Annotated in this window: 5 protein-coding genes; all 5 read left to right on the top strand. The window is 43.9% G+C overall.

Annotated features, from left to right (window positions below; translation table 11 throughout):
• Window positions 1–94: 94 nt before the first annotated feature.
• The gene (locus BM736_RS03250; RefSeq protein WP_076408541.1) at window positions 95–2,020 is read left to right on the top strand and encodes an OmcA/MtrC family decaheme c-type cytochrome; all 1,926 of its coding nucleotides are present in this window, start codon (window positions 95–97) and stop codon (window positions 2,018–2,020) included.
• A gap of 70 nt (window positions 2,021–2,090) precedes the next feature.
• Window positions 2,091–4,250: an OmcA/MtrC family decaheme c-type cytochrome gene (locus BM736_RS03245; RefSeq protein WP_076408538.1), complete on the top strand. Its 2,160-nt coding sequence runs from the start codon at window positions 2,091–2,093 to the stop codon at window positions 4,248–4,250.
• A gap of 910 nt (window positions 4,251–5,160) precedes the next feature.
• Window positions 5,161–7,596, top strand: coding sequence for an OmcA/MtrC family decaheme c-type cytochrome (locus tag BM736_RS03235; protein ID WP_256717691.1), 2,436 nt, complete (start codon window positions 5,161–5,163; stop codon window positions 7,594–7,596).
• Between the two features lie 770 nt (window positions 7,597–8,366).
• Window positions 8,367–10,550: an OmcA/MtrC family decaheme c-type cytochrome gene (locus tag BM736_RS03230; protein WP_076408530.1), complete on the top strand. Its 2,184-nt coding sequence runs from the start codon at window positions 8,367–8,369 to the stop codon at window positions 10,548–10,550.
• Window positions 10,551–11,005: 455 nt separating this feature from the next.
• On the top strand, window positions 11,006–13,009 hold the full coding sequence (locus BM736_RS03225; RefSeq protein WP_076408527.1) for an OmcA/MtrC family decaheme c-type cytochrome: 2,004 nt from the start codon (window positions 11,006–11,008) through the stop codon (window positions 13,007–13,009).
• Window positions 13,010–13,040: the final 31 nt, after the last annotated feature.

Here is a 13,040-nt window from a genome sequence, read left to right as displayed (position 1 = left end):
CTGATAGTAGCCCATATCTAACCGCAAGAGATTCAATAAATTGAAAGATGTTTTTTGGAAAGTCAGTGTGAGAGTGTATTCCAAGGAAGAGATGATGAAACCAATAATAGATCTAAAATGTGTGTTTAATGCAAAAAAGGCGCTGCCACTCGCTCTAACAATATTGCTGGCAGCATGTGGTGGCGATGATGGTTCACCTGGCAATCCAGGCGAACCAGGCGGACCTCCTGCAACAGAAATCTCATCACTGATGATAGCCGTTGATGATGTGAGTATGAACAGTGGTATTGCCACCGTTAACTACAGCATCAGCAATCAAGATGATGAACCCGTTGTCGGTGTATCGACGCCTACCTTCATCGCTTCTCAGCTTCTGCCTCAAGGTTACACCAATGCCGGAAACAGCAGCCAATGGCAGTACTTTACCTCTGAAAGCTGCTCAACTAGCTGCACTGGCGAGCTAGTCGACCATAGAAATGGTCAATATAGCTATACCTTTAGTGCCGCTTTCGATGGCATGAATGATATGAGCTATATGGCTGGTGCTACACAAAGGCTTGTCATAAAAGTTGGCGGAGATAGCCTCGCCGATGGCACTGAGCTTCCCGTAACCAACCAACATTTCGATTGGCAAGACTCAGGTGCGGTCGCTTATACCCGCAACCTTATCGTTATGGAGACCTGCAACACTTGTCATAACGATTTGGCATTTCACGGCAGTAAGTACAATGAAGTCGAAACCTGTGTCACCTGTCATAGTGAAGGAAAAGTCAGTAACAATGACAATATCTTCCCACAGATGATACATGCAAAACACCTAACAGGCTTCCCAGGCTCTTTGGCTAACTGCCAAACATGTCATGCCCCCGATGAGGCGTTAACTGAGCATTACAACTGGGCTCGAGTACCCACCATGGAAACCTGTGGCTCTTGCCATAACAATATCGACTTCCCTGCCGGTGAAGGCCACCCAGCTCAAGCAGATAACAGTAATTGTGTCGCTTGTCATAACTCTGAATGGACGGCGAATGTTCATAACGATGGTGGTGATGATGAGGCATTAGCTCAGTTTACTGCCGAGATAACTGCAGCCAGCCTTTCAGGAACCAGTGTCACCTTCACGATTAAGCTAAGTAACCCAGCATCAGGTGAAGTCTACTCTGATAGTGCTGACAAGCTCAGTTTTGTCGATGATCTGCGCATTGTTGCAAACTGGGGAACAAGCTTTGATTATTCAACCCGTTCTGCGAGTTCGTTAAAACTGCAAGATTCTACACCTGCTTCTGGTAGCGACGGTAGCTACACCTATGAGTTAACTGGCCTTACGGTTCCGGTTGGCACTGAGGCCGATCAAGGTACCTTAGCGGTTCAAGGCAAACTTTGTAGCTCAGATGGAGCGTTAGGAGATTGTTCAGATGAGAATTTCTCGACGGTTAATATCAAATCATCTCATCAGTTCTTCAATCAAACAGCTCTCTCCGCAGAAGGTAGACGTGTCGTAGTAACCAATGAGACTTGTGGCACTTGTCATGGTGACCAAGCGCTAAATTACCACGGCTCACGTAATGATCTTGAGGGCCAATGCCAGCTTTGTCATAACCCATTTATGCTCGCAGATTCAACCTCTGCCAACCCATCACTGGCGACTGCTGACTATAAACATATGATCCACGGTCTACACAGTGCTCAACGCGAAGGCTATGAAGATTTGAATTATCCAGGTCAAATCGGTAACTGTGCACAATGTCATACCAGCAGTGAGAGCGGCGTGTTAACTGTAGCATTACCTTTAAACACAGGCGTTCAGCCCTTAGCCTTAGATGATGGCAGCTATACCAGTGCTACCGCTGCGATATGTAGCGATTGTCACTCAAGTGATAGTGCTCAAAATCATATGACCCAACAGGGCGCCGTATTTATGGGAAGCAAAGAGGATGCGACAGCTGGCACTGAGTCTTGTGCAACCTGTCATGGCCAAGGTGCTTCTTCAGATGTATTAGCTGTTCACCCAATAAAATAAAAATAAAAGATGAGTGTACTGCACTTATCTTACCTAGTTGATGATGCAATAAGATAATGGAACGCAAATTATGGATATCAAAAGAAAAGGTTCAAAGCTTAGCTTTATCGCACTGACCTGCTCTGCACTCCTTCTTGGTTGTGGTAGTGATGGCAAAGATGGTGAAGATGGACAAGATGGTGAGATCGGTTTCTCCGTCGCTCAAGCCAATGAGTTAGTCGCTAACATCAGCTCAACTACTGTTGTTGATGGAGTGGTTACTGTTAACTTCACTCTTGAGAATGCTAACGGTGTCGGAATAACAGATTTCGATACTTATGCTGGTGTCGATACGTTAGGTCTTGGTATTGCAAAGCTGCTTCCTACAGAAGGCAAAGGGTATAAAACACCACAGTGGATCAGCTACATCAATAATATGGTAGAGCCTGTTACTGAAAATATTCCCGCAGGATATGAAGAGTTGGCAGGCCCTCAGATCCAGCCATCACTTGAGGGGAGCTGTAAACAGGAATGTGTCACTAAGGTTTCAGCGGGCGAGTATACCTATACTTTCCAGCTTAACCTCTCGACCATTGAACCTGTAGGAGATTTAGACCTAGCTTTTGATGACAGCTTAACTCACAGGGTCACTATGGAGCTTAGAGCCGATGGAGACGTCAATAAGCTAGTCAACACACACTTTGACTTCCTGCCCTCTTCGGGCGAGGCCGTTAGCGCAGAAGACACACGTACCGTAGAGTTTTTAGAAGACTCCTGTTTACGTTGTCATAGTGACGATTACGGCCATGCATGGGCGCCTAAGCTCATCATGCATGGCTCTAAGCGATACGCGATTGAAAACTGTCAAATGTGTCACACCAGTTACGCAGGTGACCCAGAAACAGGTGCCCCTATCGATATGGGCTATATGGTTCATAAGATCCACAAGGCGCAGTACTTTATGGTCGGCTACGGTGGCTCAGTCCATGACTACCAAGATGTTACCTTCCCTGCCGATATGTATGATTGCCGTACCTGCCATATCGAAGGTGAAACAGCACCTGCAGATGCTGCTAACTTTAAGCACCATAGAGCGCTTGCTTGTGGCTCATGTCACTCAGACTCGACCAATCCGAGTGTGATTAAAGATGAGATGCATGATAAGTACATGCCTGATCATAGCTGTAGCACCTGTCATGCCGATCAAGGCCAAGAAGGCGCAGGTCACCATATGACAGATGCGATTGCTAAAGATAATGCTAAAGATGCTTACTCTGCCACTTTACTGGCTGATTCAGTCTCCATTGATACTGGTATGATCACGTTTGATGTCGCATTTGCAGATTCATCACTTACATCTACTGTAATGAGCCCTGATGCAGATGCTCGCATCTCTCTAAGTGCAATCTACTTCGGTTTTGGTAATGACATCGACTTTGGTTCAGGCACGCAAAAAGTCACCCTAACATCACTCACCCCAACAATGGTGACAGATGGTATTTATCGTTATACAACTACGACTTCATTAGCAGCAGATGCGAGCCAAACAGCTACTGGGGTGATCTCAACTAAGATGTGTGTAGATCGAGATACACTCATGGGAGTGAATTGTGGAACTGGAAGCGATGAGTCGATAAACCCTGCAGTGATCACTGGCGACCTGGTCGCCTTTAATCTCAATGGTGATACTGACGTGATGGCCAGAAGAATCGTTGTAAGCAATGAAACATGTGCTAACTGTCACGATGAGAAGTTTATCGGCAAGTTTGGTATAGACTTCAAACACAGCGGTAGTTACAGCAATTTTGAGGGTGAATGCCAGATGTGTCATAACCCAACACGTTCAGGCGCTGACTCAAAATCAATTGTTGATCATATTGACTTTAAAGTCCGCATTCACGCTCACCATGCCAGCAAGCGATCAACCCAAGATCCAGTCACATTCCCTGAACATTATGGAAATTGCGCAGTATGTCATGATAAAGGTCAGCTGAAGATGGACGGATTGAGCACTATGGTTGCAACGACATCTACAGACTCTGTATTAGGCCCTGTTGAGTTTTCACCGATTGCGTCGACATGTGTGAGTTGCCACGGTGCCAAAGATTCATTAGTCGCTCATATACGTGCTAATGGTGGCGCTGCAAATGATACCAGAGGGACTTATGTACCAGGCAGTGAAAGCTGTGCAACGTGTCATGCTGAAGGTAAGACAAACGGCGTCGATGCAGTACACCCTGTTCAGTGGTAACAATGAGCTCGTCACAGTTTGACGGCTAATTAAATCGCTCAATATTAAAACGGCACTATAACCACTTGGTATAGTGCCGTTTTTATTGAGTTTAATAAAAGGTTACCTCAATAAAACTCATAAATGATAATAATACCAGTTCCATTAAAGAGCTGACCATTCAGCGGGAGTTAAAATTGCTGTAGGCAAGTAAGTGGATTGAAACTAATAGTTATTCTATTTCGAAAGACACATGCGCAGCATAAAGTGATTTTAAACCCGCACTTCGTGAGCTTCTCAGGACTTCCACTCCTGCGTTGCACCGCCTCAAAAGGGAATAACCATTTCTTCTACGATGCGTCTTGGATCGAAATCCCTGAGAAAGCTCTGAATTGATCACATGTTTAATGGAACTGGTATAACTTGTCACTTTTTAAGCGCTTCACACCACCTGAGATTAACAAGCTAACCGCCTAATTGTTAAATTCAGTGCTTAACAAGCTAGATTTACTGGAATTTAAGTTGATCTAAAACAAGTTTACAGCCTAAGTTTCTATCCAGATTAAGATTCAATTAATAACTTAAGCACCAGACTTAACTCAAGATTAAAACTGCTATCCCCTCAAAAGAAAAATATAACAACCAGTTGAATTTGTTGGCATTTAACATTTATAACAACTGCTGTTATCCCAAACGGATATCCCTCACAGATCATGTTACCCATTTTCTACACTACTACCTCTTTTGGGTAAGATCTGCTTGAGGCGCTGATACTTGTTTGAGGCAATAGCAAACAAATAACTCACCTCCTCAGCAAACATATCTGAATATAAACAAGGTTCAAGTAAGAACCAGAGAAGCTCAGAGCTTATTAATCGCAAAATAATTAACGAGCCGCTCTGAGACACAATCTCATGCAGGGGAAACAATGATGAAACGGTATCCAATTAGTACCGCTATAAAATCGGCAATCGGCATAGGAGCATTATCATTTGCACTTGTTGGTTGTGGAAGTGACGGTAAAGATGGTTCAGACGGCGAAGATGGCAAGGTTGGTGTTGATATCCAACAAGCCACTAGCCTTAATGCAAATATCCTACATGCAACAGTCGATAACGGCTTGGTTGCAGTAGACTTTGAACTATTAAACGCCAATGGCGTGCCAGTTTTTGGCCTAGAAGAGTTTACAGACATTAATACCTTAGGTTTTGGTATTGCAAAGCTTGATGCACTGCAAAAACGCGACATGAATGCAGTAGGTCAGCCAGTCACACCTGAGCAGTTCAAGGGAATAAAACCGACTCAATGGACTAGCTACATCAACACTGTCAAAAGTGCTAATCCTGATCATATCCCAGAAGGCTACACACACCTTGCGGGCGATCAAATCCAAGCCAATATCGAGACAAGTTGTAAAACTGAATGTATCGAAGTACTAGAGCATGGTACTTATCGCTATACCTTCTCTAAGACATTGTCAGAGTATGAGCAGATTGAAGCTGTTAATACTGAGTTTAATGGTGAACTCACTCACCGTGTCACACTAGAGCTAAAGCCATCGAGCACATTTAGTGCTGCAACCCTTGTTAATACTCACTATGACTTTGTACCTGCACTCGATCGCGCCGCAGAAGCGGATGAAACACGTAATTTAGTCGATCTACAAGAATCTTGTATTCGTTGTCATAGCGACGATTACGAACATGCTTGGGCACCTAAGTTAATGATGCACGGCAGCAAGCGTATTGAGATTGAAAACTGCGTTGTTTGTCATACCTCCTATTCAGGCGATCCTGAAACAGGTGCAACCATCGACTTTGGTTCAATGCTTCACCGTATCCATGATGGTACCTACCTGATGGCAGGTTACGGCGGTAGTGTTCACGATTACACAGATACCACCTTCCCTACCGATATGGGCAATTGCCAGACGTGTCATATCAATGAGGAACATTCTCCAGCTCAAGCTGAGAACTTCCAGTTCCATCGTCAAGAAGCCTGTGCATCTTGTCATATGGCAGACTTCAACCCTGTTGATAATGCCGAATGGTTAACACCACCAGGTGATAGCAAAGATCGTGGTTTTGTCGGTAACTACTTCCACTATTATGCAGACCCTGAAATCGATGGCGTTGAAGGCGCAGATGTCCGTGGCGTGTTTGAAAACCAGTCTTGCTCAAGCTGTCATGCTGACGATAGTAACCCACAAGGTGCAGCTATCTTCCATATGGCACATACCAATACTCGCGATAAGATGATTGCTGATATCGAGTTATCGCTGACTAATGCATCACTGCTTGTTGAAGGTGAAGCATCAACGATGACATTCACTTTAAGCCATCAAGGTTTAGAGAGCGTGTTTGCCGATAGTGTGGCCAATGTATGGTTAACAGCTGCGGGCGAAGTCGATAACGATTTCACCAGTGAGGTGGCAAATAACCAATCTCGCAAAGTCTGGGATCTAATAGCGAATGCCAATGTTTCAGCTGAAGAGTCTGCATTCACTACCAACTTTACCATTGAAAATATCAATGCTGATAACTTTGGCATCGCTCAATCAGGCATGTTGATGGCAAAAGCGATTGTATGTACAGATAAGATGAGTCAAGTGCTGACTTCTTGTGAAGTTGCTGCAGGTGATGAGAGTGAAGTTGAGCTGCTAGAGGTCACTTTACTTGCTGAAGGCACTGTATTTGGTGCAATTGAAACTCGCAGAGCCGCTGCATCTGAAGCTAAATGTATTAGCTGTCATGAAGGTGAGTTCGACATCAAAGCTGTTCACAACCGTAATAGCAACCCATCAGATTCTGGCTGTGGCGCATGTCACTCACCTGTGACTGCAACCAGCTTTACTGATGGTAACTGTGCAAGTTGCCATAACAGCAACATGACTATGTACCTAAACGCGACATCCAAGCATACACCTGGTGATATTCAACCGTTCCGTCAGCTGAATAACACGCTTGATTATCGCAACCTTGTACATACTCTTCATGCCAGTAAGCGAACAGCCTCTTACGGTGGTAATGATGTAGACTCAATTACCTTCCCTAACCATTATGGTGACTGCTCGACTTGTCATGATAAAGGTCAATTGGACATGAAAGAGCTACATAGCCTACCTGCAACTATTACGGCAAGAGAAGGAGCAACAGAGCGCGGCGATGCGGTCGAGTTCTCACCTATTGCAGCAACTTGTGCAGGCTGTCATACCAAAAATAGTGATTCACTAAGAGGCCATGTCGAAAGCAATGGTGGTGTTTTCGGTGCTCCGATTGGTACGTACGATGGCACTGAAAGTTGTGCAACCTGTCATGCCGAAGGTAAATCATTTGGTGTTGATAAAGTTCATCCAACTAACTATTAATGATTATCAGCTCTTAGTTATTAGCTACGAGCTACAGGCGACTAAAAAAGCCTAATCTACGACTAAAAGCAGGAAGTAAATCTTCCTGCTTTTTTATTCCCGCCACAAATTAGCTCCCTAGTTCAGCTCCCTTCCCTCAAGCTTACGTTTTCAAACTAGCGTAGATTTTCAAACCAGCTTAGTACAAGCCACCTATGACTCATAATCTAATGTCATTAAGTCTTTTATTCATATTTCCATTCATAACAGAGGCAAGCAGGTATCCATTCCCTACACCTTAAAAGCTAAGATTCAGTAGCCAAAGATTCGATAACAAAACTCTACATAGCCAATGCATGGCTAAGTCATAGCTAAGTCATAGCTAAGCCATAAATATCAGCACCTAACTATCGCCCACCTACCATAACGCAAACACATTAGCCCCAGCTAACGCACACCTTTAAAACATCAACCACAAATGCCAGTACAAACCAGCAACATCCAGATATTTTTACCCGCTACAAACTTATTTCAGTCTTAAAACACCTTGAAAAAGCCGACTTTTATATACCTCTAAAGAAATAGTCGGATCGAGCTCACATAAAGAAGCTAAAACAACTGCTAAAAAATCGTTGCTTAGTTAGCCTTACCAAGGGAAATAAATTCCACACACTAAGTTACTGTTTAACAACGAATTGATAATAAGAATCACTCTTATATACCACTCAGCTTATATAGCATAACGTTAAATAATGATTCAGTGATGATTAAAACTATTGCAGGGAATAATCATGATGAAACAGTTCAACTCTTTTAATACAAAAAAGAGTGCAGCAGCCAAAGCTGTACTCAGTGCAGGGATACTCTCCTTTGCACTTGCTGGTTGCGGAAGCGACGGCAGTGATGGCGAAGACGGCAAAGATGGCGTCGTTGGCGTACAGATAGATGCAGCTAAAAGTGTCAATGCAGTATTTACTGACGCAACCGTCGATGCTGGCTCTGTAACTGTCAATTTCTCTCTTGAAAATGACAACGGTGTCGCTGTACTTGGCTTAACCAAAGACCATGACTTACGTTTTGGTATCGCTCAGTTATCTCACGTTACAGAGATGATGGGTGAAACAGAAGCAGACAGAGGTTACCAGTGGCAGGCCTACATCAATGCCGAAAAAACACCTAACCCAGACTGGATCCCTGAAGGTGAGTCACATATCAACCCATCGAACCAATTTCAAGCTAATGTAGAGAAAGCTAGTGATTGTGAAACATGTTTTGTCGATAATGGTGATGGTACATATACCTACACTTTCCAACAAAACATCGGCAGTGTCACTACGCCTGTTGAAGTCGTATATGACGCAGATTCTACTCAGCGTGCAACGCTAGAACTTGAGCTACCGACACTAGCTGCAAATGCAAATTACGACTGGCAGCCATCTACAGGTTCAGTTGACGGCATTCAGACTCGTAACGTTGTCTCAATTGAAACTTGTTACACCTGTCACCAACCAGACAGCTTAGCATTCCACGGTGGTCGTCGAATCAACCTAGAAAACTGTGCTTCATGTCATACCGCTACATCAGGCGATCCTGAAAGTGGTAATAGTGTTGACTTCACCTTTATGATCCATGCGATCCATAAAGGACAAGACAGAATGACTAGCACACCAGAAGGCATGGTTGCGGCTCCTTACAAGGTTATCGGTTACGGTGGTGGTGTACATGATTACGGTAAAGTGATGTTCCCACAAGGTCCTGCTGCCGATTGTAGCTCATGTCACGTTGAAGGTGAAAATGCTCCAGCTAACGCAGACCTATTTAAAGCTGATCTCAGCAATACAGCTTGTATTGGCTGTCATACTGAAAAGCCTTCTCAAAATCACAGCAGTACAAACTGCGTAGCTTGTCATAACTCTACTGATACATATGGTGGAACAGGCAGTGCTGAGAAACGTCATGGTGACGTACTAAAAGCCTACAATGATGCTAAAGCTATGAGTGTTGAGTTTAGCAACATCGGACTCACTGATGAGAATAAGTTTAGCTTTGACGTTCAAGTTCTCGATGCTAATGGCTCACCTATTTCTGAAGAGTTTATCAACCAAGGTACACGCGTTGTAGTGGCTTGGGATAGCGATAAAGACTTCCCAGCATATACTGAAGCGTCTTACAGTAATCGCCGTATTAAGTTAGAAGAAGGTAGCTACGATGCAAGCACTAAAACTTTCAGCATTGTAGGCAATAACTTTGATTTACCTGCTGATGCTACAGGCAAGACCTTTGAGCTTTGGTCTGCTATAGAGGTCTGCTTCAACAATGGTGGTTACGGTGTTTCTGAAGTCGTAATGACAGAATGTTCAGATAAAACACGTTCTATTGAAGTCAAAGATGATGCCTACCACTTTGTTTGGTCTGGTACTGGTGCTGACTTAGAGACAGCTCCTTTAGCACGCCGTAACATTATCGATGCGACTAAGTGTCAAGGCTGTCACAACCAAGAAGTTTACCATTACGACAATGGTGTAAATTGTCAGACATGTCATACCTCTGATAAGACCACCAAGAGTAATGCAAGTGAGCAGTACCCTAATGCTAAGAAGTCTACAAGTTTTGCTTACAAAGCCCATGAAGCTGAAGGTCACTACCTTAAGTATGCTGGCGTAGGTTCAAGCACTGTAGTTAAAACTGATTGTATGACTTGTCATACTGATGACGGCATTAAGCTTGGCCGTGCAACAGAACGTACTTGGCGCTTTGGTGACATGATGACTGGCGACGACATCTGGGTTTCATCTGATGCAGGTGCTTGTATGAGCTGTCACCAGAAGTACCTCAGTGATTCAGGAAAGTCTCACATTGAAACTAACGGTGGTATTTTAGATGGTATCAGTGCAGAAGATGTTCAAAACCGTGCGAAAGAGACTTGTTCAACATGTCACTCTCCAGAAAGCTTAATGCAAAGTCACGGTAACTAACATCAGTTATCGACTGACTAAAGATGTATGGTTAACCCTATTCAATTAGTCGTTAAACCATGATTCTTTATACCCAAAGGGAGGCTTAGCCTCCCTTTGTTTTATCTCGGTAAAATAAAACGACTCACTCAGCACAGAATCTATACAATACATCAACTTAAATAGGAATGATTATCAACTAACAGGCTAATTTTTTAGTCTAAACTCACCTTTTGACACCCCCTCACCTACCCCTTTATAAATAGACAGATCTTGGTCACACTATCGCACCTGTTTTGCAGATTTTAGCCCCCTATTACGTTAGCCTTCCCATAGGGAATTATATTTCCAGCATCGACTTAAGTAGCGCGGCTCTCTTATAAAAACCGTACAAATGACAAACATGTAGATGAAAGTCAGGTAAACGAGAATCACAACAGCACTTGAGCCAATGTCAAACCTATGCAGGGAAAAAAATGATGAACGTACAAAATAATAAGTTTGCGCTGCTTTTGGCAGCAAGTGCTGTGTCACTAGCCTTAACGGGCTGTGGTGGCGATGATGGCAACAATGGCGATGACGGCAACCCAGGTGGCCCAGCTGCCAAAGTGGTTAATGTACTAAACCTAGATGTGACTAAAGTCACTTATCAAGATGGTATGCCAACCATAAACGTTTTTGCGACAAACGAAGAAGATCTTCCTGTCGTTGGCTTAAAAGATTTAGAGGTTAAAGCGGTTGCTCAACTTCTTCCTCAAGGTGCTTCAGGTGCAGGCGATAGCGCACAGTGGCAGAAAACAGGTTCAGAAAAAGTATTTACAGACCACAAGAATGGTAACTACAGCTTTACTGTTACACTTGAAGGTTACAACGCTGAATTGACTCAAAGATATAACGTTATTGCTAGCGCTTCGACGCTACAAGACGGTGTAACGTCAGTGCCTCGCACTGAGCTTTCTGAAGATTTCTCAGGTGACGGCTACCAAGCACTTTATACAAAAGACATAGTTTCAACTGAAACTTGTACTTCTTGTCACGCTGCAGGCGAAGCTATCTATCACGGCTACACCACATCTGAGACTTGTGCATCTTGCCATACTCAAGAGTGGGCTGAAGGCCGCGGTAAGCCAGAAGTTGCCTTTACTCACTTAGTTCACAATGTGCACAACTCAGCCAAAGGTTATAAAGCTGATAGAGATACTGGTGAATTCACTAAAGATGCAGCAAAAGCACATGCCTTACTTCAAGACAACTGCCAAACCTGTCACGTTGAGCCTGAAGCTGATAGCGGTGAGCTAACTGAATGGGGTAACTGGTCACGTGTTCCAACTATGGAAACTTGTACTAGCTGTCACGTGAACATCGACTTTAAAGCAGGCCAAGGTCACTCTCAGCAAGATGACAACAGCAACTGTATTGCATGTCATAACGCCAGCTGGACAGAAGAGTTGCATATGGGTGACTTCGTACAGAAGAAAGCCTTTATTGACCAATATGGTATGGAAGCCACTCTTACTGCAGTTCAAACTGATGCAGGTAGCGAAACAAGCCTAAGTATCAGCATTACAGATGCAGCAGGAGCCGCAGTTGATGCAACTTCTCTTCTAACAAGTATCGAGCAGCTTGAATCAATTACTAACGTAGGTCCTAACGCTCCAGTAATGGGTTACAACCCAAATCCTGGTAATGGCGAGCACAAGGTTCTTATCAACTTAGTTGAAAACGGTGTACTTGCTGAAAATGCACAAATCGTTGACGGCAAGTTTGTTACTACTATCGCTGACCTTCCCTACGGTGAAGGCGATGCAGATACTGCATTTAGCTTTATTGGTTTAGCACTATGTAATGATGGCACTAGTCCTATTGCTTGTGCTGAAGGTGTGAATAGCACTGCAATGAAAGCTGAACTTGCTCACGGCACTCTTTCAGGTGAAGCACCAAGTGTACGTCACACTGACTCAGTTAACTTTGCCGCTTGTGAAAGCTGTCACGGTACTGAGTGGGAACTGCATGAGAAGTACCACGCAGGTTTTGTAATGACTGATCAACTGGGCCGCGTTAACGAAGCAGGTGAAATGGTTGTCGGTATTGATGGCTGTGTAAGCTGTCACACACCTGATGGCACTTATGCCTCTGGTAAAAACCTTGGCGCTATTGAGATGAAGCTGCATAAAGTTCATAGCCATGGCAACTATGGTGCTGTTCCTGGAATGAACTGTAGTCAGTGTCACAATGACTTCAATGAAGGTGCTTTCGCTAGCAAACGTGCACTTGCTACTGATGGTGGTTATACAACACCAATCGCAGCAACTTGTTACTCATGTCATAGCTACAGCGGTGATTCATTTAAGAATCACGCTGAAGGTCAAGGCGCTGTTGTTAATGGAAGCTATGAAGCTGCCAATGATGCGACTCAACTTGAAACATGTTTCATGTGTCACAACCCAAGCATCGAAAATCACACTTCTGTGAAGATGTAATTTGCTCAACGCTTGTTAAGGCGATTTTAGC

This window comes from Shewanella sp. UCD-KL12, from assembly GCF_001957125.1.
Taxonomy (GTDB): domain Bacteria; phylum Pseudomonadota; class Gammaproteobacteria; order Enterobacterales; family Shewanellaceae; genus Shewanella.
The sequence above is the reverse complement of the archived record's forward strand: the minus strand, read 5'-3'. Positions and strand labels throughout refer to the sequence as shown.

Bases quoted from the DNA above. Each gene is read 5' to 3' on its own strand.
- BM736_RS03250 (WP_076408541.1), top strand. From the start codon at position 95: ATGAAACCAATAATAGATCTAAAATGTGTGTTTAATGCAAAAAAGGCG.
- BM736_RS03230 (WP_076408530.1), top strand. From the start codon at position 8,367: ATGATGAAACAGTTCAACTCTTTTAATACAAAAAAGAGTGCAGCAGCC.
- BM736_RS03235 (WP_256717691.1), top strand. From the start codon at position 5,161: ATGAAACGGTATCCAATTAGTACCGCTATAAAATCGGCAATCGGCATA.
- BM736_RS03225 (WP_076408527.1), top strand. From the start codon at position 11,006: ATGATGAACGTACAAAATAATAAGTTTGCGCTGCTTTTGGCAGCAAGT.
- BM736_RS03245 (WP_076408538.1), top strand. From the start codon at position 2,091: ATGGATATCAAAAGAAAAGGTTCAAAGCTTAGCTTTATCGCACTGACC.